Source organism: Pseudomonas sp. ICMP 561, assembly GCF_002699985.1.
Classification (GTDB): Bacteria; Pseudomonadota; Gammaproteobacteria; order Pseudomonadales; family Pseudomonadaceae; genus Aquipseudomonas; species Aquipseudomonas quasicaspiana.
Genome location: NZ_LKBT01000011.1, coordinates 24,093 through 43,498 on the forward strand (window position 1 = coordinate 24,093; position 19,406 = coordinate 43,498).

At 56.2% G+C, this 19,406-nt stretch carries 20 protein-coding genes, 1 pseudogene and 1 riboswitch; of the genes and pseudogenes, 13 read left to right on the forward strand and 8 right to left on the reverse strand.

Annotated features, from left to right (window positions below; all coding sequences use genetic code 11):
• Window positions 1-100: 100 nt before the first annotated feature.
• Both AO242_RS09705 and AO242_RS09710 read right to left on the reverse strand, forming a co-directional pair.
• Window positions 101-937: a hypothetical protein gene (locus AO242_RS09705; RefSeq protein ID WP_141562200.1), complete on the reverse strand. Its 837-nt coding sequence runs from the start codon at window positions 935-937 to the stop codon at window positions 101-103.
• A 120-nt stretch (window positions 938-1,057) separates the two neighbouring features.
• The gene (locus AO242_RS09710) at window positions 1,058-2,089 is read right to left on the reverse strand and encodes a DGQHR domain-containing protein (RefSeq protein ID WP_176560599.1); all 1,032 of its coding nucleotides are present in this window, start codon (window positions 2,087-2,089) and stop codon (window positions 1,058-1,060) included.
• A gap of 967 nt (window positions 2,090-3,056) precedes the next feature.
• Here AO242_RS09710 and AO242_RS09715 point away from each other — a divergent pair.
• Window positions 3,057-3,227 (forward strand): annotated as a pseudogene (locus tag AO242_RS09715) (L-aspartate oxidase); the annotation flags it as partial.
• Here the strand turns inward: AO242_RS09715 and AO242_RS09720 are convergent.
• A complete protein-coding gene (locus tag AO242_RS09720) occupies window positions 3,196-3,663 on the reverse strand; it encodes a protein YgfX (RefSeq protein ID WP_099268538.1) in 468 nt (155 codons plus the stop codon). The pseudogene AO242_RS09715 and the gene AO242_RS09720 sit on opposite strands and share 32 nt — an antisense overlap.
• Entirely contained in the window at window positions 3,647-3,901 is a 255-nt protein-coding gene (locus tag AO242_RS09725) for an FAD assembly factor SdhE (RefSeq protein ID WP_027899769.1), read from the reverse strand. The genes AO242_RS09720 and AO242_RS09725 overlap by 17 nt, the downstream gene beginning before the upstream one ends.
• A 143-nt stretch (window positions 3,902-4,044) precedes the next feature.
• On the opposite strand from AO242_RS09725, the gene ygfZ reads away from it, so the two are divergent.
• Both ygfZ and AO242_RS09735 read left to right on the forward strand, forming a co-directional pair.
• Entirely contained in the window at window positions 4,045-4,986 is a 942-nt protein-coding gene (gene ygfZ / locus AO242_RS09730) for a CAF17-like 4Fe-4S cluster assembly/insertion protein YgfZ (RefSeq protein ID WP_099268539.1), read from the forward strand.
• A 106-nt stretch (window positions 4,987-5,092) separates the two neighbouring features.
• Window positions 5,093-5,914 (forward strand): HDOD domain-containing protein, encoded by an 822-nt coding sequence (locus AO242_RS09735; RefSeq protein WP_099268540.1) that lies wholly within the window; start codon window positions 5,093-5,095, stop codon window positions 5,912-5,914.
• Window positions 5,915-6,289: 375 nt separating this feature from the next.
• Here AO242_RS09735 and AO242_RS09740 read toward each other — a convergent pair whose 3' ends face one another.
• A complete protein-coding gene (locus AO242_RS09740) occupies window positions 6,290-7,678 on the reverse strand; it encodes a sensor histidine kinase (RefSeq protein WP_027899766.1) in 1,389 nt (462 codons plus the stop codon).
• Complete coding sequence (locus tag AO242_RS09745) at window positions 7,665-8,342, reverse strand: response regulator (RefSeq protein ID WP_027899765.1); 678 nt, start codon at window positions 8,340-8,342, stop codon at window positions 7,665-7,667. Before AO242_RS09745 ends, AO242_RS09740 begins: the two co-directional genes overlap by 14 nt.
• A 459-nt stretch (window positions 8,343-8,801) precedes the next feature.
• Here AO242_RS09745 and AO242_RS09750 point away from each other — a divergent pair, with 459 nt between their 5' ends.
• The 4 genes from AO242_RS09750 to AO242_RS09765 all read left to right on the forward strand — a co-directional run bounded on the left by AO242_RS09750 (window position 8,802) and on the right by AO242_RS09765 (window position 12,856).
• Entirely contained in the window at window positions 8,802-9,791 is a 990-nt protein-coding gene (locus tag AO242_RS09750) for a Bug family tripartite tricarboxylate transporter substrate binding protein (protein ID WP_164581656.1), read from the forward strand.
• A 61-nt stretch (window positions 9,792-9,852) separates the two neighbouring features.
• A complete protein-coding gene (locus AO242_RS09755) occupies window positions 9,853-10,311 on the forward strand; it encodes a tripartite tricarboxylate transporter TctB family protein (protein ID WP_027899763.1) in 459 nt (152 codons plus the stop codon).
• Window positions 10,312-10,314: 3 nt separating this feature from the next.
• Window positions 10,315-11,829: a tripartite tricarboxylate transporter permease gene (locus AO242_RS09760; protein ID WP_027899762.1), complete on the forward strand. Its 1,515-nt coding sequence runs from the start codon at window positions 10,315-10,317 to the stop codon at window positions 11,827-11,829.
• Window positions 11,822-12,856, forward strand: coding sequence for an AbrB family transcriptional regulator (locus tag AO242_RS09765; RefSeq protein ID WP_099268607.1), 1,035 nt, complete (start codon window positions 11,822-11,824; stop codon window positions 12,854-12,856). Before AO242_RS09760 ends, AO242_RS09765 begins: the two co-directional genes overlap by 8 nt.
• Window positions 12,857-13,021: 165 nt before the next feature.
• Here the strand turns inward: AO242_RS09765 and ung are convergent, their stop codons facing one another.
• On the reverse strand, window positions 13,022-13,714 hold the full coding sequence (ung, locus tag AO242_RS09770; RefSeq protein ID WP_099268541.1) for a uracil-DNA glycosylase: 693 nt from the start codon (window positions 13,712-13,714) through the stop codon (window positions 13,022-13,024).
• Window positions 13,715-13,878: 164 nt separating this feature from the next.
• Between ung and AO242_RS09775 the strand changes: the two genes are divergently transcribed.
• From AO242_RS09775 to AO242_RS09785, 3 genes are all read left to right on the forward strand, one after another.
• The gene (locus tag AO242_RS09775) at window positions 13,879-14,991 is read left to right on the forward strand and encodes an enoyl-CoA hydratase/isomerase family protein (protein ID WP_099268542.1); all 1,113 of its coding nucleotides are present in this window, start codon (window positions 13,879-13,881) and stop codon (window positions 14,989-14,991) included.
• A gap of 86 nt (window positions 14,992-15,077) precedes the next feature.
• Window positions 15,078-15,329, forward strand: coding sequence for a type II toxin-antitoxin system HicA family toxin (locus AO242_RS09780; RefSeq protein WP_099268543.1), 252 nt, complete (start codon window positions 15,078-15,080; stop codon window positions 15,327-15,329).
• Complete coding sequence (locus AO242_RS09785) at window positions 15,326-15,667, forward strand: type II toxin-antitoxin system HicB family antitoxin (protein ID WP_027899757.1); 342 nt, start codon at window positions 15,326-15,328, stop codon at window positions 15,665-15,667. Before AO242_RS09780 ends, AO242_RS09785 begins: the two co-directional genes overlap by 4 nt.
• A gap of 99 nt (window positions 15,668-15,766) precedes the next feature.
• Here the strand turns inward: AO242_RS09785 and AO242_RS09790 are convergent, their stop codons facing one another.
• On the reverse strand, window positions 15,767-16,264 hold the full coding sequence (locus AO242_RS09790; RefSeq protein WP_099268544.1) for a hypothetical protein: 498 nt from the start codon (window positions 16,262-16,264) through the stop codon (window positions 15,767-15,769).
• 298 nt (window positions 16,265-16,562) lie between these two features.
• A riboswitch (guanidine-I (ykkC/yxkD leader) is annotated at window positions 16,563-16,664 on the forward strand.
• Between the two features lie 59 nt (window positions 16,665-16,723).
• Between AO242_RS09790 and AO242_RS09795 the strand changes: the two genes are divergently transcribed.
• Genes AO242_RS09795 through AO242_RS09805 form a run of 3 tightly spaced genes read left to right on the forward strand, consistent with a single transcriptional unit; the run spans window position 16,724 to window position 19,398 of the window.
• Window positions 16,724-17,794, forward strand: coding sequence for a putative urea ABC transporter substrate-binding protein (locus tag AO242_RS09795; protein WP_099268545.1), 1,071 nt, complete (start codon window positions 16,724-16,726; stop codon window positions 17,792-17,794).
• A 27-nt stretch (window positions 17,795-17,821) separates the two neighbouring features.
• Window positions 17,822-18,637, forward strand: coding sequence for an ABC transporter permease (locus AO242_RS09800; RefSeq protein ID WP_099268546.1), 816 nt, complete (start codon window positions 17,822-17,824; stop codon window positions 18,635-18,637).
• Window positions 18,634-19,398, forward strand: a complete 765-nt coding sequence (locus AO242_RS09805) for an ABC transporter ATP-binding protein (protein WP_099268547.1) — start codon at window positions 18,634-18,636, stop codon at window positions 19,396-19,398. Before AO242_RS09800 ends, AO242_RS09805 begins: the two co-directional genes overlap by 4 nt.
• Window positions 19,399-19,406 lie beyond the last annotated feature (8 nt).

The window sequence follows — 19,406 nt, forward strand, 5'->3', positions numbered from 1 at the left end:
TGGGGCACTCATTTCAACAGCCAGAGTTCATATGCAGCATATAATTGAATCCTAAGCTTGTACTTATAGAATGCGATAACGGCAGCCTTCAGCAGGGGCACTATATTTTGGACGAAAGCTCTAATACACCCTGCGTAATCAACGTCTTTTTTCCATCTCGTGCAGTGGATCCCATTATCACAAGGGAGTCAGTCAGCCAGCCAACCAGAAATCCACACACCCGAACAGCCCGCGTTAACTCATGATCAGCTCCCGCCGATGGAGAGAATATTGTTCCACCAAGGGCATTGACCTTAAAGCTGCTTCGAAGCTCAGCCCTGTCGACACTCGAAGGGTCAAAGGGATACCAAGCGCCGTGCTCAAATCTATAGTTGACCGCGTTTCTCACATCAGAAAGCCATCCTCCACCTTCACGAAGAAACTCTCTTTCAAGAGATTCAACTTCTCGTATAGCTTTAGCGATATCCACCTTTGGAGCAGGACTTAGCTTGATCTGCGCCTTGAGATCCTTCAAGTACTCCAGAAAAACAAGCCAAAGCTGCACATGAACTCCTTTGCCAGGAGCAATACTCAGCCTAAAACTACTTGGCGGACCTGCATTAATTTTCAAATGAAACACCCCACCACTCAACTTATCTTTCGTAGTATTCCCGCCAACACTGTAAAGCCCCGCAAGTGTATTAATCGAAGTGCAATCTATTGCGCCGAGATTGGTGCATGCATGTCCACTCAGACGCATAAGCGCATTCGCCGCGTAGTAAGCTGAATAATAATATCGTACCAACTGCCATGCACTGGATCTCTTATCTGCAGTATTATTTTCTATATGGATCGCACTACTCATCGCAGCTATGGAGAGCTTGATCACTTCACTAGCAAAATAATCAGACAGATGTTCCGTGCTATATATTTCTCCGACAAGCTTTTTGTTCGTCATTCCAGCTTGCGGTATCCAACTCCCATGAGCAAGCCAATTCCTTATAGGCTCATCTATTTTAAGCTTAGGCGCCAAAATACCTTTCAGCCACGTCTCTCTAGATCTTATCGTCAAGGTCATTTATAGTGACAGCCCTGCTCGCATCTTTTTCTTAAGATCAATAGCAAACTCTGTCAAAGATGATCTCGGAGAAGTAAAGTTGGTTGAGGCCATTGTGAAAATAGGAGAAATCACATCATAAAAATTATCAGCCGTATATTTCGCCCGATGTCTATCCTGTACTCGCTGCACCACATCTGGAAATATTTCACAAAACGCCCGAAAAGTAGTTTTTTTCGCAATGGCTTTTTCAGCGCCCTTGTTAATTAGACCACTCATTACCGCATGGAAATAAGGATTCCAAATAGAATACATATAACCAGCATCCTTCCCAGAGAAATATCCAAGGTGTTGCCTGAGCCCAGCATTGAATGTAACGCGGTCTATTTTTTGAGCTGATTTCTTTGTACTACTTGTCAGACCGAGCAGTGCGCTTTTTGAGTCCTCGTGAAAAAGATCGAAGACCCTCCCAAGAATCGCCTCGATATCTGTCTCGTCGCGCGCGAGGCTTTTGATAGCAAGAAGCAACTCTTTAGGTACAGGTCTTTGCTTTGTATTTATATCAATAAAAAGCTTTGCCTCTTCCTCTTTGCTTAAATTATCATAAATCACGACTGGCACTCGAATTGCTGTTTTCGCCATAGAAAACCCAAATACGCGATGCTGCCCGTCGATTATGAGAAAAGAGTGAGGCCCAAAATTAAATGCGGCGGTTTTTGAACGATCCACGCTTCTGAAGTTTGAGTCTCTCTGCGCCGAAAGAACCACCGAACTTGGTATACTCCCACCTTTATCGACATACTCTGCAATATCTTGCGCTCTTTTTAAATCCAGCACGCGCTGAAATCCTGACTGGGAGCTTTCATCTTTTGTTGTTGCGAACGCACACGCAGCAAGCACATTAGAAGGCATAGATAGCGTATAGAATCGATGTTCCCCCTGCCTGACTAAACCTATGGAGTACCTAACCTCCTCCCCAGCCTTTGGCAGTTCATCAATACCGATATTTGATTTATCTAAGTTAGTGATAGAAGGAGCTATTTTCCGAGCCATATTTTTTACTTTCGAGAATGTCATTAGTGACTGATATTACAATGCCCAGCGAATGCTGTCGATCGGATATCTCAGCAATCTCAAGCGGACACGATCAGTGAGCACGACCGTGGCACGCAGTTAAGGGCAGAGGACCAACGATTGACCTGAACGGTACCGCCAAGCTTGGAGGCCCAACCAATAACGAACCTAGACTGAAAGGTACTCTAGGGCAGCGCCATTATCGTGAGCGACGGCAAGAAGAACGTGACAAAATCGATCCATGCATTCACATAAGTATTCACCCCACGCGAAACCTAATAAATTGAAAAGCTTATTTAAATCAAACCAAGTGAACTCAGGAGCTCTTCCAAAAGTCAACTTTAAAGCGTAAAACATGAGCATTCACAAACTATGCAGCATCTTCACAACCACAAAAAATAGGAGAAAAAAGAGATTGAGTCAAAGACATCACAGGCAGATCTCGGGGTATCTTTCACGGATTTCTCGACGGCCGTTATATATCCCTGAGCATCCAGACCTTCAATGACGGACAAAAAACTCATTCGAGATCGCCCTTGAGGGTGACTGAGAGAAAACGCGAGCATGAAAGCGGAAATGATCACAAGACTCACGCCTACTTCGAAGTAGCTTAAAGATCATTTCTGATGACGAGATCAACGACTGATACATAGCAGTGATAAAAGATATTCATTAAGAGTCTTTGAGTTAAGCCCCCACGAGCATCGAGTCATACACGGTGGACCTCAGGCCCGTGTAAGGTTGCCTCAGCGGTTCCCAGTGAAAGGCATAGGTTACAGGGGAACAGGATCAAATGTTCTCTTCTTTCTAATGGAGCCAGACGTAAGGTCTACTTTACCAGGGAAAATTGAGAGCTGACGATCAAGTCGCTCTTGGCTCTCGGTGCTCCCTGGTCAAAAGGTAGGATCTGCGCGGGGTGTAGTCCGTAGCCATGGTGAGTTCTTCTGTCAAAAGAGACCTCATTGAGTTGCGCAACCTAGCGCAGGTCGCCGAGCTGATGATCAGGTCAGCCATGGCGCGCAAGGAGTCTCGCGGCTTGCACTACACGCTGGATTACCCGGACATGCTGCCCGAGGCGCTTGACACTATTCTGGTGCCGCCCACCTACGTCGACTGAATTTCAGTCGTAGCCGCAGGCGCCGGTGAATATCCGGCTCCATTGCGTCACGAGGTATGCACAGACCGCGCGTCATCCGCCATCTGCTGCGACTTTCATCCGCAAGGCGAAAGCGCAGCACGACGATCAGAGGCAGCGCCATGCTGTCGCGGCACAACTGCACGGATTGCCAGCCATTGCGCTGATTCCACAACTGCCAGCCTTCAGCATTGCGCCGCAGCCCGGTAAAGGCAGTGGCGCTACTCAGCAGAATTGAGCCGGATAACACATAAATGCCATGGGCTACACACAGCATCAGGCCTAGCGCCAACGCCCAGCCTGGCACGGCGAGCATATAAAGAGCGATCAGCGCCAGTAGTTGAGCAATGCCATACGCCACCAACAGTGCACGCGAGGCACGCCAGTGGCATTCAAAACGGTCACTTTGGCTGGACACGATCCAGAATCATGCGAACCATGCGCTGCAACTCTGCATCTTCGGATTCGCCACGCTGCATGAACCAGCCAAACATGTCCTGGTCTTCGCAAGTCAGCAGGCGGCGATACAGATCGCGGTCGACATCATTGAGCGTCGGGTAAACTTCCCGGACAAACGGTACCAGCAGCACATCCAGTTCAAGCATGCCGCGGCGGCTGTGCCAGTAAAGGCGGTTGAGTTCGACGTCTTCGACCATGGAGCGCTCCTCAAAATAGGCGGCGAGTATACAACCGCAGGCCACATGAGCGAACCTCGCAATGGTCGCAGTAGTTTTCATGTACCTATTCTCCGGACTCGGCACTATCATGTGCCCCAGACTTTTTTCCGTTGCGATGACTCATGGCCGATACAGCTTTCTACTGCCCGCTTTCCCATGAAGGTGTTCTCGCCGTCCGCGGCGTCGATGCCAGCAAATTCCTGCAGGGCCAATTGACCTGCAACCTCGATTACCTGAGTGATACCAAAGCCACTCTGGGTGCACGCTGCACGCAAAAGGGCCGCATGCAATCGAGCTTTCGCATTCTGCTCGAAGGCGATGGCTGCCTGCTGGCGATGGCCAGCGAGCTGATCGAGCCACAACTGGCTGATCTGAAAAAATACGCCGTCTTCTCCAAATCGAAGCTCACCGATGAAAGCGCCTCCTGGGTGCGATTCGGCCTGCATAACGGTGACGGTGCTCTGGTCAATCTTGGCCTTGATCTCGCGCAAGAGACTGATTCGGTAGTCCGTGCCAATGACCTGATTGCGATTCGAGTCTCCCCTGCCCGAGCGGAGCTATGGGTGCGGGCCGATCACGCCAGCGACGTTCAGTCACGTCTGGCCGCGCAGCTGGACGAAGGCTCGCTTAACGATTGGCAGTTGGGTCAAATCCGCGCCGGTATCGGCCAGGTGTTCGGCGCTACCCGCGAAGAGTTCATTCCGCAAATGCTCAACCTGCAGGCGGTTGGCGGCGTGAGCTTCAAAAAAGGCTGCTACACAGGTCAGGAAATCGTCGCGCGCATGCAGTATCTCGGCAAACTCAAACGCCGCCTTTATCGGCTGACGTTTGATGGCCAGGAACTTCCAGAGCCAGGCGCGGCGCTGTTTTCCCCGGTACATGCCAGCGCCGTCGGTAATGTCGTCATGGCGGCCAGAGCTGAAACTGGCATAGAACTGCTGGCGGTGCTTCAAGCCGATGCCGTGGAAAATGCCCAGATCCAGCTCGGCTCACCGGAAGGTCCAGCCCTGCAACTGGCTGAATTGCCGTACACGCTGGACAGCAAACTCGAGACACAGCGCTGAACCTGACGAACACCTTCACGCTGGAAATGTCTGCATATCTGTCCCGCCTCCTCGCACCCCAGGTAAGAAGAGGCACGGGACTACCCAAACGTCTACGAGATGCGACATGAGCGAGATGGCTGAAGAGGTGCAAAGGAACTTGATCAAGGCGATCGATAGAGACGCCTTGTTCTTGCCTACCCTTCCGGAAGTAGCATTAAAGATTCGCCTGGCTGCCGAAAATACCGAAATCAGCGTTGCCGAGCTGAGCCGGGTAATTGGCAGCGATACCGCGCTTTCAGCACGCTTGATCAAGGTGGTGAACAGCCCCCTGCTGCGCCCGAACTTTGAAGTCAGCGACGTTAATACGGCGATTACCCGCCTGGGTGTGAACTACACCTGCAACCTGGCCATTGGGCTGGTGGTGGAACAAATGTTCCACGCCAAGTCTGAAGTGGTTGAACGCAAGTTGCGCGAGATATGGAAACAAAGCCTGCAAGTCGCAGGCATCAGCTATGCACTGAGCTATCGTCGCCCGTCACTCAAGCCAGACAAGGCAACGCTCGCCGGGTTGATCCATCTGATCGGCGTACTGCCGATCCTGACCTACGCCGAAGATCACTTCGAACTGCTGGCTGATCCGGTCAGCCTCAACCATGTCATCGAGTCCATCCACCCGGTCATTGGCGAACGGCTGCTGCGCTCGTGGGATTTTCCCGACATGCTGGCCTCCGTCCCCGGAAGCTTCCAGGACTTCACCCGCGTATCGCAATCAGCGGATTACATCGATCTGGTGCAAATCGCGACCGTACACATCTATCAGGGCACCAGCCACCCTTACAGCCAGATCGAGTTGAGCAGCCTTCCGGCGTTTCATCAACTGGGGCTGGACACGAGCGGCGGAACTTTGGGTGCCGAAATGGATGAAGCGAAGATGATGCTTTACTAGGAACGCGATACCGGCATGTCTGACAGGTAACAGGTGCCGGACCTCACGCTCATCCGATCGCGGGATCACATCAAACCTGTGGGAGATTCTATGTTTGCCTGCAAGCGAGTTCTTGATCTTGTAGGACCGGCCGGGCGGCGTTCCGCTTTAGCCGGGAGAGCGGTATGTCGCCAAAGAAAATTTAGCGAACATTCGGACTTCCTCCCGGCTAAAGCGGAACGCCGCCCGGCCGGTCCTACGGAATAGCGCGGTCTATGTGGGAGCGTGGCTTGCCCGCGATGCATGAGACGCAGCCTGGAGACATACCGCGTTATCATTTATCGCGAGCAGGTCGCAATGCCGCCCACTCCAACAGATTTGCCAATGGCTCAAAGCCTACTGCGCCGCTATAAAACTCACCCGCACCTTCAACCCACCAGCAACGCCGTCATGAAGGCTGATCTGCGCCAGATGCGCACGGCATATCTCGCCGACAATCGCCAATCCAAGACCCGATCCTTTCCCTTGCTGACGGCTGCGGTAGAAGCGCTCGAAGACGCGACTGCGCTCAGCCTCGGGAATGCCCGGACCATCATCCTCAACTTCAAGTACGCCCGGCGCACTGACCCGCAGGATCACGTTACCGCCCGAAGGCGTGTGCGCCAGCGCGTTATCGATAAGATTGCTCAGCAGCTCGTTAAGCAGTGTCGGCTCCCCCCGCAGCCAGACCGGTTCATCCGCTTCAAGAGCGAGGGAGACTCCGTGAGCGTGGGCCAGCGGCGCCATCGCCATGCCCAGTTCGCGAGCCAACTGGCTCAGATCCAGCGTCTGCGCCCCACCTTCCGCAATGGCGCGCGCGCCATTCTCAATGCGTGCCAGCGACAACAACTGATTGGCCAGATGAGTCAGGCGATCAGTGCCCTGTGCCGCCGCTTCAAGCGTCGTACGCCAATGTGCGGGTTCTGGATCACGCAGCCCAAGCTCGACCCGTGCTTTAAGCGCTGCCAAAGGGGTACGCAACTCATGGGCGGCATCAGCGATAAATTGTGCCTGTCGCTCGAATTGCTGACGCAGACGCTCGGTAAAGTGATTAAGCGCGTTAACCAGTGGATGCAGCTCGTGCTGGACCTCGACCAACGGCAAGGCACGCAAATCATCGGGCTGACGTGATTCAACTTCAGTACGCAAGCGCTCCAGAGGCCGCAGCGCAGCACTGACCGTGAACCATACGAGCAGTAACGCACCGGCACCCAGCATGCCCAGACGCAACAGCGTATCGGCCATCAAACTGCGCGCCATGCTGACACGGGCTTCTTCGGTCTCGGCAACGCGAATCTCGGCCATGCCGTTCATGTTTGGCTCGCTGACCGGCTTGAGCAGACTGACCACTCGTACCGATTGTCCTTGATAGCGAGCGGTATAGAAGCTCGCCAGCGCCGGGTAATCATCGGTGCGCAACGTACCGGGAGGCGGAGGCGGCAGATTTTCATAGCCGGAAATCAGCTTTCGGTTGATGTCATTGACCTGGTAATAGATGCGACCCGCGCTGTCGTAAGCGAAGGTGTCCAGAGCGATATAAGGCACATCGGCACTCAGGGTTCCATCACGCTGGGAAACACCCGCAGCAATCGTTCGCGCCGATGCCAGCAAGGTTCGGTCATAGGCAATGTCAGCTGCTTCCCGGCCATTCCAGTAAGCGCTGAGCCCGCTGGCCAGCATCAGGACGGTGAGCAATACGCCCAGATTCCACAGTAACCGCCAGCGCAGGCTGTTATGGCTGCTCATCGCGGCTTTCCAGCAAATAGCCAAGGCCGCGAAAGGTCACGATCGCCACTGGATGGCCGTCGAGTTTTTTACGCAGTCGATGCACATAGATTTCGATCGCGTCGGCACTGGCTTCCTCATCCAGGCCAAACACCTGAGAGGCCACCTGCTCCTTGCTCATCACCCTGCCCGGCCGGGCAATAAGCGCTTCAAGCACTGCCTGCTCCCGAGAGGTCAGGGTCAGCAACTCATCGCCCAGAGTGAATCGTCGGGTATCCAGATCGTAAGCCAGCACACCGCAACGCTGCTGCCGTTCGCCACCCAGCACGCTGCGGCGCAGCAAGGCTTTGACCCGGGCTTCCAGCTCGGAAAGCTCAAACGGTTTGGCCAGATAATCGTCAGCCCCGAGATTGAGGCCATGAACGCGATCCTTCACGTCACTGCGCGCAGTCAGCATCAGGACAGGCAGATTCTTGCCCCTCCCGCGCAGCCGCGCCAGTACTTCAAAGCCATCCATGCGCGGCAGGCCGACATCGAGAATCACCGCAGCATATTCTTCGCTGCTCAACGCCAGATCAGCCGCCACACCATCGTGCAATACATCGACGGTCAACCCGGCCCCTTTAAGGGCCTGGGCAACGCTTTCGGCTAATTGCAGATGATCTTCGACGAGAAGAACACGCATCGACTTCTCCTGAGTGCGTGGCTTTTGTGGAGCCCGGAGTTTACAGGCGCGCCACGGGCTGTGAAGTACTGAAACAGTTCTAAGCGCAATTTATAGGGTCATTGAAAGGTAGCTGAAAGGTTTATGAAAGTTTCGATGGTTAGCATCGGGCTGTTTAGCGACAAAACGTGCCGTTTCAGCGGCCGTAAAGAAAAGCACCATGATGTGCTTTCACAATAAGAACAAGAATGGAGTCGATCATGACACAGCCAATGTCCAGGGCCATCTCGCCCGTCTGCAATTCCCATCCTGACGCTTTCGCCTTGACCGGCCGCTGCACGCATTTAATTGCGGGCGCATTCTCGTTGCCTTTCGATATTCATTCACTGCGATGAAGCCGCTTACTGGCGTGCCCCCCTTGTGGCCGCCTGTAAAACCGGACCGAACACCGTTCCACCCCCAAAAACAAAAATCTGGAGACTGACCATGACTTTATCCTTGCGTCGCTTCGCACTGGCTGCTGGCTGCATGATGCTCGCCACGCAGTTGTTCGCGGCCGACGAACCCAAGCGCCCTGAATGTATCGCCCCAGCCTCGCCCGGTGGCGGCTTCGACCTGACCTGCAAACTGGTCCAGAGCGCACTGATCAACGAGAAAATCCTTACCAAACCGATGCGTGTGACCTACATGCCCGGTGGGGTTGGCGCTGTGGCTTATAACGCGGTCGTAGCACAGCGTCCTGCTGACGCGGGCACGTTGGTGGCGTGGTCAAGCGGTTCGCTGTTGAATCTGGCGCAAGGCAAGTTCGGCCGTTTTGACGAGGGCGCTGTGCGCTGGCTGGCCGCAGTGGGAACCAGCTACGGGGCCATCGCAGTGAAGAGCGATTCGCCTTACAAAACCCTCGACGATCTGGTCAAGGCGCTCAAGGCTGACCCAAGCAAAGTCGTGATCGGCTCCGGCGGCACAGTCGGTAGCCAGGACTGGATGCAAACCGCACTGATCGCCAAGGCTGCCGGGATCAACCCGCGCGACTTGCGTTATGTCGCCCTCGAAGGCGGCGGTGAAATCGCTACCGCACTGCTCGGCGGCCACATCCAGGTGGGCAGTACTGACATTTCCGACTCCATGCCGCATATCCTCAGTGGCGACATGCGCCTGCTGGCCGTGTTCTCCGAGAAGCGCCTGGATGAGCCGGAAATGAAGAACATTCCGACCGCCAAAGAGCAAGGCTACGACATCGTCTGGCCCGTGGTTCGCGGCTTCTACCTGGGGCCAAAAGTCACCGACGCAGAGTACGACTGGTGGAAAGCAGCGTTCGACAAACTGCTGGCTTCGGAAGAGTTCGCCAAGCTGCGTGACCAGCGTGAACTGTTCCCCTTCGCCATGACCGGTGCCGAGCTGGACACCTACGTGAAGAAGCAGGTTGCTGACTACAAGACCCTGGCCAAGGAATTCGGCCTGATTCAGTGATCGATTGACTGACTAGTGGTTGCAGCTGCCTGCGCGGCAGCGCAACCCGGGAGCTTTCACCATGGTGATCCAACGTATTTTTGCCGCTGTACTGCTGCTGGTTTGCGCCGGTCTGGCAGTCATGGCCTGGCCCTATCAGGCGCCGTTCTCCTACGAGCCGGTTGGTCCCCGGGCTTTTCCCCTGCTGATGCTGGGGTTGATGAGCCTGGCCTTGCTTTACATGCTGTTCCGCCCGGCCGCCATTGTGCACACCGAAGAAGAGCCCGCGCTGGATCGCGACACCATCGTCAAGATCGTCGCATGCGTGGCCTTGCTGCTGATTTTTGCCGGCACCTTCGAACCACTGGGCTTCATCCTCAGCAGCATTCTGATCGGCATCCCCATGGCACGCCTGTATGGCGGCCGCTGGGTACCCAGCGTGATCGTGGTGATTCTGATGAGCGTCGGTCTTTACCTGCTTTTCGATAAAGCCATGGACGTACCGTTGCCCCTGGGCCTGCTCGACGTTCTGGAGAACTAATAAATGGATACTTTCAGCTATCTGGGCCAGGGCTTCGGCGTTGCACTGACTCCTTACAACCTCATTACCGCACTGTCCGGAACCCTGATCGGCACGGTGGTCGGGCTGCTCCCGGGCCTGGGCCCGATCAACGGTGTTGCGTTGTTGATCCCGATTGCCTTTGCTCTGGGCCTGCCGCCGGAATCGGCGCTGATCCTGTTGGCAGCGGTGTATCTGGGCTGTGAATACGGCGGCCGGATCAGTTCGATCCTGCTGAACATTCCGGGCGAAGCATCGACCGTCATGACCACCCTCGACGGCTACCCAATGGCCCGTCAAGGCCTGGCAGGTGTCGCCCTGTCACTGTCGGCATGGAGCTCATTCATTGGTGCCTTTATCGCCACCTGCGGGATGGTGCTGTTCGCCCCGCTACTGGCGAAATGGGCGATAGCCTTTGGACCCGCGGAATACTTTGTGCTGATGGTGTTTGCCATTGTCTGCCTTGGAGGCATGGCGGGTGACCGGCCCGTCAAAACCTTTATTGCCGCCTTGATCGGTCTGTTCCTGTCGGCCGTCGGGATCGATGCCAACAGCGGCGTATACCGCTTCACCGGTGACAACATCCACCTGACTGACGGTATCCAGTTTGTGGTGTTGGTACTGGGTCTGTTTTCCATCAGCGAAATTCTCTTGCTGCTGGAAAAAACCCACCGTGGTCAGGAAGCGGTAAAAGCCACCGGCCGCATGATGTTCAACCTCAAGGAAGCGGGCTCGGTGTTCGTGGTGAACATTCGCTGCGGCTTGCTGGGTTTCATCATGGGCGTACTGCCGGGTGCCGGTGCAACACTGGCCAGCGCAGTGGCGTACATGACCGAGAAGCGTATTGCTGGTGCCAGTGGCAAGTTCGGCCAAGGCGACATGCGCGGTCTGGCCGCCCCTGAAACGGCTATTGGTGCTTCAGCGTGCGGCGCTCTGGTGCCCATGCTGACACTGGGGGTTCCAGGTTCGGGCACCACAGCGGTGATGATCGGCGCATTGTCGCTGTACAACATCACACCGGGGCCCATGCTGTTCCAACAGCAACCGGACATCGTCTGGGGCCTTATCGCTTCGTTGTTCATCGCCAACATCATGCTGGTGATCCTCAACATTCCGATGATCCGCATCTTCACGCGCATCCTCAATGTGCCGAACTGGGCACTGGTGCCTGTGATTGCAATCATCACCGGGATCGGCGTCTATGCTGTGCATGCCACCACCTTCGACCTGTTCCTGATGGTCGGCATCGGCATCTTCGGTTACATCCTGCGCAAGCTGGATTTCCCGCTGTCGCCAATCCTGCTGGGCTTCATCCTGGGCGGTTTGATGGAGCAGAACCTGCGTCGCGCACTGTCCATTTCCAACGGTGCAATGGAGATTCTGTGGTCCAGCCCGATCACCATGGGCGTCTGGGCGCTGACCATCGTCATGCTGCTGTTCCCGGTTATCCGTATCTGGCGCAAGCGCAATGCCCAACGCAGTGCAGCGACCAGTGTCTGATCGACCTTTCAAAAGCTGGTGGGCAACACCGCTGGTCGGCCTGGCTGGCGGTTACCTCGCCAGCCTGGTCGGCTGGCCTCTTCCCTGGATGGTCGGCTCGCTGTTGGCGATCATCCTCGTTCGGTGCCTGACGCCCTGGCAACTGGCCGAAATTCCCGGCGGCCGCAAATGCGGCCAATGGATTGTCGGCATTGGTATTGGCTTGCACTTCACCCCTATCGTGATCGAGCAAGTCCTGGCGCACTTCGGTCTTATTTTTCTCGCGGCACTGATCACCAGTATTTCCAGTGTGGTGGGCGTGTGGCTCATGCTTCGTACCGGAGAGGACCGCGCAACGGCGTTCTTTTCAAGCATGCCCGGTGGCTCGGGGGAAATGGTCAACCTCGGTTCACGCAATGGCGCCATCCTCAGTAGCGTCGCCGCCGGGCAAAGCCTGCGGGTATTGATGGTGGTGCTTTGCGTCCCGGCCATCTTCAAATACCTGATGGGTGAAGGCACGCCGATTGTTCACGCTGGAAGCGTCAACTGGCTGTGGCTGGCGGTATTGTTCCCGCTGGGTGCGGCGGTGGCCTGGCTCTGGCAACGGTTGAAGCAGCCCAATCCCTGGTTGTTCGGGCCATTACTGGTCAGTGCGGCCATCAGCGTCAGCTTCGATCTGCATATTGGCCTGCCGGACGGCAGCAGCCAGACCGGTCAGTGGTTGATCGGCAGCGGACTGGGTTGCCACTTCAATCGTCAGTTCTTTCGCCGCGCACCGTCATTTATAGCCCGGACACTGCTCGGCACTGCCCTGACCATGTTTATCGCAGCCCTCGCCGCTTTCGCCCTGAGCACCGCGACTCATCTCGACTTGCGCTCGTTGACCCTGGGAATGATGCCTGGCGGCATTGCGGAAATGAGCCTGACAGCCGAAGTCCTGCAGCTATCAGTACCCTTGGTGACTGCGATGCAGGTAATGAGATTGTTGTTTGTACTGTTTTTGGCCGAGCCGATTTTTCGGTATTGGAACAAACGACCCGGCGCATGAGATTTTCCGTAGGAATGACCGGGGTGGCGCTCCACCTTGCTCGCGATAGCATGAGTTCAGTCGATAAATTCGCCGACCAAGAAACCGAATCGCGAGCAAGCTCACTCCTACAGGGATCGTGTTTGCCGCGAGACAACGCGATTTCCAGAGTAACGCAGCAGCACCTCAATCCTGCGGCAATCGCCACTCAATCGGCGTCATACCGTTCTGCTCAAGATACTTGTTCGCCCTGCTGAAATGCCCACACCCCAGAAAGCCTTTATAGGCCGACAGCGGCGAAGGATGCACCGACGTCAGCACAAGGTGTTTGGTGGCATCGACCAGTTTCTGTTTGCTCTGCGCATGGGCGCCCCACAACATGAACACCAGATGCGGCTGCTGGGCGCTGACCGTCTCGATGACCTTATCGGTGAAATGCTGCCAGCCTTTGCCGGCGTGGGACGCAGCGTTGGCGCGCTCTACGGTCAGCGTGGTATTGAGCATCAAGACGCCTTGATCGGCCCAGGACTGCAAGTGACCGTGGCGAGGGATATCAATATTCAGATCGCGCTTCAGCTCTTTATAAATGTTCACCAGCGAGGGTGGCGCAGGCACCCCCGGTTGAACCGAAAAACACAATCCGTGTGCCTGCCCCGGACCGTGGTACGGGTCCTGCCCAAGAATCACCACCTTGACCTTATCCAGCGGGGTCGAATTCAGCGCGCTGAAAATCAGCGGGCCCGGCGGGTAGATTTCCTTGCCTGCTGCATGTTCCTGGCGCAGGAACTCACGCAACTGGCCCATGTAAGGCTTTTCGAACTCCTCACGCAGTGCCTGCTTCCAGCTGGGGTCAAGTTTGATGCGGTCGTCGCTTGTCATGGTCACACCCTGAAATCAATGCGCGGACACTAGGAAAGCTGGCCGCCAATGTCAAATCAGCTCGTCGCACCCAACCTTTTCCTACACTGAACCTCATGCAACTTAACCCGACGCAGGACTATCACACCTGTGTTGGATACATGCATTGCCCCCGAGAGGTCACGATGAATCTGCAATTTGAAGAATTCCCGGCTCAGGATGGCGCACGCATCGGCATTGCCACTCTGGACGCCGAACAATCGTTGAACGCGTTGTCATTGCCCATGATCCTCGCCCTTCAAGAACGGCTCGATGCCTGGGCCAGCGATGAGAAAATCGTCTGTGTCCTGCTGCGCGGCAATGGCGCGAAGGCGTTCTGTGCCGGTGGCGACGTCCGCTCGCTGGTTGATCAGTGTCGTGAACATCCCGGCGAAGTACCGCCCTTGGCCGCCAGCTTCTTCGCCGCCGAGTATCGACTCGACTACAGCCTGCACACTTATCCCAAACCGCTGATCTGCTGGGGCCACGGCTACGTGCTCGGTGGCGGCATGGGTCTGTTGCAAGGCGCAAGCACGCGGATTGTGACGCCGAGCAGTCGGCTGGCCATGCCGGAAATCAGCATAGGGCTGTTTCCGGACGTTGGCGCCAGTTGGTTCCTGTCACGTCTACCCGGCAAGCTCGGCCTGTTCCTGGGACTGACTGGCGCTCACATCAATGCGCATGACGCTCTGGATCTGGATCTGGCTGATCGCTTCATGCTTGATGAGCAACAGGAGGATTTGATCGAAGGCTTGCAGCAATTGAACTGGCAGGAGCAAACCTCGATCCAGCTCAATAGCCTGCTCAAGGCCCTGCAACACGAAGCCCTTGGTCAATTGCCAGAGGCGCAATGGTTGCCACGCCGAGGGCAGATCGACGAATTGCTCGACGTCGGCAACCTGCCCTGCGCGTGGAATGCGATCAGCCACTTGCAGCACAGCGATGACGCACTACTGGCCCGCGCCGCAAAAAACCTGACCCACGGCTGCCCGCTCACTGCACACCTCGTCTGGGAACAAATCCAGCGCGCCCGCCACATGTCGCTGGCTGAAGTGCTGCAAATGGAATACGCCATCAGCCTCAATTGCTGCCTCCATCCGGAGTTCAGCGAGGGCGTGCGTGCGCGGCTCATCGACAAGGACAACACACCCCACTGGCATTGGCAGGACGTCGCGACGATTCCGCTGGCGGTAATCGATGCGCACTTCAGCAAGGCGTGGGAAGGACGTCATCCGTTGGCGGATTTGTCGGGGTATTGAATTTTTTGCTCGACATCACCGGGCCAAGCTCCGTTTGACCTCTTTTCCGCGCGCAACTAGAATCAGTCGCACGGAATGGAGGCTGGATGTCCAAGCAAGAAAAGCTGCTCGCCAAGCTACTGAACAGGCAATCGGGATTTAGCTGGCCAGAACTGGTCGCGCTGTTGAAAGGTTTCGGCTACAAGCAAATCGAGGGTGATGGCAGCCGCGTCAAATTTGATAACGGCAATGCTCAAGCGATGATAAACCTGCATCGCCCCCATCCAGGCAATGAGATAAAGGCATACGTTAAACGACAGGTTATCGAGCATCTGAAAGCGGGAGGTCTGATTTCATGAGTACGCTGTTACAGCACCGGGGCTATTACGGTTCAATTGAAGCCAGCCCTGAAGATAACTGCCTGTTCGGAAAACTTCAGTTCATACGCGCACTGGTGAACTATGAAGGCGAAACCGTGGCGGAGCTATCTCAATCCTTTCGTAACGCGGTAGATGACTATCTGGATACTTGCTCAACTCTCGGGCAAGACCCGGAATTGCCCTGCAAAGGCTCGTTCAATGTCAGGGTCGGGCATGACCTGCATTTGGCAGCCAGCGTTGCCGCGTCCCGCGATAAAATTTCACTTAATGACCTGACACGTAAAGCGCTTCGAGAATATCTGAGTCACCATGCGTGACTATAAAGCTGCAGGTTGATAAACGTGATGAGCCGATAGTCCGAAGGTACATATCAGACAGAAAAACGGCGCCCCAATGGAGCGCCGTTTTTGATTCACCTACCGATGCCCGCCTCGACCATCGCCACCGCGACCGCCTCGACCGTCACCTCGTCCACCGCCCCTGCCGGGACCGCCGTGGCCTCTTCCATCACCATGACCATCGCCCCACGAAGGGCCCGGCCGTCCTGAATTGCCGCGATAGTCATTACGCGGATGGCGATAACCGGGGTTGCCGCGATAACGGTTGTCGCCCCAACCGTAACCGGGTGGACGGCCTGGCTGGTAATAACGCGGCACCGGAGGCGGTGCGTAGTAGCGCACAGGCGGAGGTGAGTAATAACGCACCTGTGGCACTGAATAGTAGCGAGGCTGAGGCGCTACATAGATGCGCTGCTCCTGATAGTAATTAGAGCTGTAGCCATTGTCGTAAGAGTAAACACTGGTTCCGTAAGTGGTCGGCAACTCCGTCACCCGGGAGGAATAGTAGCCTGAGTCGGTGTAACAACCTGCGAGACTCAGGGCCAGCAAAACGATGAGCAAGGTTCGTCGATACATGGCGGCCTCCTGGACCGCGGTAGTGCACGCACCAGCGACGCTGGTCGGCGTCTATCAAACTGCAACAGACGAAAATAAGACATTAAAAAGACCCTCCAGTGCCCTGATCCGCCTGTGACCTGACGAGCTGCCGCCCCATCGCAGTGCGCTCGCGCACCATGTCACAGCAAAACGCATCAGCGTAGTCATCATCAGAATCGCTGTCAGCCACGGCGTGCGGGCCTTTCCATGACTTGGCACAACTCTCGCTTAACAAACCGTGTGCAGGAGTCAACTCAGGTTCGCGGCACCACAATTTGCAATAGCTGACTAGGGTTCCGGCTCGCCTTTGGCGAGTGGCTGGTCCGAGAGTTGGCGACCTCCAGTAGAGGTTACACGGCGGGATAAAAGCCCGGGAGACAGGACACCAGTGGTGTCGCGTTGCTCCTGATCGCCTTTCTTTCGCTACTGGAGGTACACATGCAAAAGTCCCGTCTATTAGGTCTGCTCACCGCAGGCCTCATCGCTGCATCGATCCTCTCCCAGGCACACGCCGCCGTTAAAAAAGAATTCAATGTTTGCTGGACGATTTATGCCGGCTGGATGCCATGGGAATACGCAGGCACCCAAGGCATCGTCGATAAATGGGCGAAAAAGTACGACATCAAAATCGATGTCACCCAGCTCAACGACTACGTCGAATCCATCAACCAATACACCGCTGGCCAGTTCGATGGCTGCACCATGACCAACATGGACGCGCTGACCATCCCGGCTGCGGGCGGCGTAGAAAGCACCGCGCTGGTAGTCAGCGACTTCTCCAACGGCAACGATGGCATTGTGATCAAGGGCACCGGCAAGAAAGTTGCCGACCTCAAAGGCATGGACGTCAACCTGGTAGAGCTTTCCGTTTCCCACTACCTGCTGGCCCGCGCGCTGGACAGCGTGGATCTTGCAGAAAAAGACCTGAAAGTGGTCAACACGTCCGATGCGGATATCTCTGCGGCTTTCAACACTGACGACGTGCAAGCCGTCACCACCTGGAACCCGATGCTGGCCGACATAAAAGCCAAGCCCGGCGTGACTGAAGTGTTCAACTCCAGCCAGATTCCTGGCGAGATCATGGACATGATGGTTGTCAACACCCAGACCCTGAAAGACAACCCGGCACTGGGCAAAGCCCTTACCGGCGCATGGTTTGAAGTGGTCGCACTGATGAACGCGAAAAACGCCCAGAGCAAAGCCGCTCTTGAGCACATGGCCAAAGCTTCCGGCACCGATCTGGCCGGTTTCCAGGCGCAACTGGACACCACCAAACTGTTCGCCACTCCCAAGGAAGCGCTTGAGTTCGCCACCAGCAAACAACTGCCGGACACCATGCGCAAAGTCGCCAACTTCTCCTTCGAGCATGGCCTGCTCGGTGAAGGTGCCAAAGACTCCAGCGCGGTGGGCATGACCTTCGCCAATGGCGTGACCTCTGGTGACAAGGCCAACCAGAAGCTGCACTTCGATCCGAGTTACGTGCAGATGGCTGCCGACGGCAAGTTGTAATCCGGGTCCCGCTGAAAGGTCATTGCCATGCGCTTGATAAATCGCCGCCCGGATCGCGCCAGTCGCCTGATCCTGGTGCTCCTGCCGTTCGCTTTGCTGCTGTTCGCCTATTTCATGGGCTCGGCAACACGGCTGACGGAAAATCCCAACGACAAGCTGTTGCCCAGCGCGGTTCAGATGGCCGACGCGGTAAAACGCATGGCCTTCACCGAAGACCAACGCAGCGGCGGCTATCTGCTGTGGCAGGACACCGGTTCCAGTCTGCAACGTTTGGGGATCGGCTTGGGTATCAGCGCGTTGCTGGGCCTGTGCCTGGGCATTGCCTCGGGGATTCTGCCGTTGTTCGGCGCACCGTTGTCGCCCTTACTGACGGTGCTGTCGATGGTGCCACCGCTGGCGATTCTGCCGATCCTGTTCATTGTCTTCGGGTTGGGCGAGCTGTCGAAAGTGATGCTGATCGTGATTGGTATCACGCCGATTCTGGCCCGCGACCTTGAGCAGCGCGCCCGGGAAATTCCCGTCGAGTTGCTGATCAAGGCGCAGACATTGGGCGCATCAACCTGGACGTTGATCCTGCGGGTGATCCTGCCGCAATTGCTGCCACGCTTGCTGATCGCTCTGCGACTGGTGCTGGGCTCGGCCTGGTTGTTCCTGATCGCCGCTGAAGCCATCGCGTCCACCGATGGCCTTGGGTATCGGATCTTTCTGGTTAGGCGTTATCTGGCCATGGACGTGATTCTTCCCTATGTGGTCTGGATAACCCTGCTGGCCTGGCTCATGGATTGGGGTCTCAAGGCGCTGACCCGTAAAGCCTTTCCCTGGTATGAGGGGGTACGCGGATGAGCTTCATTTCAGTCAATAACGTCTGGCAGCAATACGACGACCTGGTGGTGCTGGAAGGCCTGAATCTGAGCGTCGCCGAAGGCGAGTTCTGCACACTGGTGGGCGCTTCGGGCTGCGGCAAGTCGACCTTTCTGCGCCTGTTGCTGGGCCAGGAAGTCGCCAGCAAAGGCAGCATCACCCTGGACGGCAAGGCACTGGCGAGCGAACCTGATGCCAGTCGCGGCGTGGTGTTCCAGCGCTATTCGGTGTTCCCGCATCTTTCGGTGCTGGACAACGTCGCGCTGGGTCTTGAGCTCCCTCGTTCGGCATTCCTTGGCCGGTTGTTTGGCACGGCCAAGCGCGAAGCACGGGAACAGGCCGCGCAACTGCTGCACAAAGTCGGCCTTGGTCACGCGCTGGATAAATACCCCGCGCAGCTTTCCGGCGGCATGCAACAACGGCTGGCCATTGCTCAAGCGCTGATCATGAAACCCAGGGTGCTGCTGCTCGACGAACCGTTCGGCGCGCTCGACCCTGGCATTCGCAAAGACATGCACGCCTTGTTGCTGGAGCTGTGGCGCGAGACCCAACTGACCGTGTTCATGGTCACTCACGACCTGTCCGAAGGCTTCAACCTCGGCACTCGTCTGTTGGTTTTCGACAAAGTGCGCATCGACCCTCACGCACCCGGCGCTTATGGCGCGCGCATCACTTACGACATCCCCCTGAACAGCGACCGCCGCGCCGCACGCGCCGCGCTTGATTCGCTGCAACAGGCTTAAAGGACATT

Excerpts from the sequence above, each read along its gene's own strand:
- AO242_RS09705 (WP_141562200.1), bottom strand. The coding sequence starts at position 937 with ATGACGAACAAAAAGCTTGTCGGAGAAATATATAGCACGGAACATCTG.
- AO242_RS09710 (WP_176560599.1), bottom strand. The coding sequence starts at position 2,089 with ATGGCTCGGAAAATAGCTCCTTCTATCACTAACTTAGATAAATCAAAT.
- AO242_RS09725 (WP_027899769.1), bottom strand. The coding sequence starts at position 3,901 with ATGGTCGAAGACGTCGAACTCAACCGCCTTTACTGGCACAGCCGCCGC.
- ygfZ (WP_099268539.1), top strand. The coding sequence starts at position 4,045 with ATGGCCGATACAGCTTTCTACTGCCCGCTTTCCCATGAAGGTGTTCTC.
- AO242_RS09735 (WP_099268540.1), top strand. The coding sequence starts at position 5,093 with ATGAGCGAGATGGCTGAAGAGGTGCAAAGGAACTTGATCAAGGCGATC.
- AO242_RS09740 (WP_027899766.1), bottom strand. The coding sequence starts at position 7,678 with ATGAGCAGCCATAACAGCCTGCGCTGGCGGTTACTGTGGAATCTGGGC.
- AO242_RS09745 (WP_027899765.1), bottom strand. The coding sequence starts at position 8,342 with ATGCGTGTTCTTCTCGTCGAAGATCATCTGCAATTAGCCGAAAGCGTT.
- AO242_RS09755 (WP_027899763.1), top strand. The coding sequence starts at position 9,853 with ATGGTGATCCAACGTATTTTTGCCGCTGTACTGCTGCTGGTTTGCGCC.
- AO242_RS09760 (WP_027899762.1), top strand. The coding sequence starts at position 10,315 with ATGGATACTTTCAGCTATCTGGGCCAGGGCTTCGGCGTTGCACTGACT.
- ung (WP_099268541.1), bottom strand. The coding sequence starts at position 13,714 with ATGACAAGCGACGACCGCATCAAACTTGACCCCAGCTGGAAGCAGGCA.
- AO242_RS09775 (WP_099268542.1), top strand. The coding sequence starts at position 13,879 with ATGAATCTGCAATTTGAAGAATTCCCGGCTCAGGATGGCGCACGCATC.
- AO242_RS09780 (WP_099268543.1), top strand. The coding sequence starts at position 15,078 with ATGTCCAAGCAAGAAAAGCTGCTCGCCAAGCTACTGAACAGGCAATCG.
- AO242_RS09785 (WP_027899757.1), top strand. The coding sequence starts at position 15,326 with ATGAGTACGCTGTTACAGCACCGGGGCTATTACGGTTCAATTGAAGCC.
- AO242_RS09790 (WP_099268544.1), bottom strand. The coding sequence starts at position 16,264 with ATGTATCGACGAACCTTGCTCATCGTTTTGCTGGCCCTGAGTCTCGCA.
- AO242_RS09795 (WP_099268545.1), top strand. The coding sequence starts at position 16,724 with ATGCAAAAGTCCCGTCTATTAGGTCTGCTCACCGCAGGCCTCATCGCT.
- AO242_RS09800 (WP_099268546.1), top strand. The coding sequence starts at position 17,822 with ATGCGCTTGATAAATCGCCGCCCGGATCGCGCCAGTCGCCTGATCCTG.
- AO242_RS09805 (WP_099268547.1), top strand. The coding sequence starts at position 18,634 with ATGAGCTTCATTTCAGTCAATAACGTCTGGCAGCAATACGACGACCTG.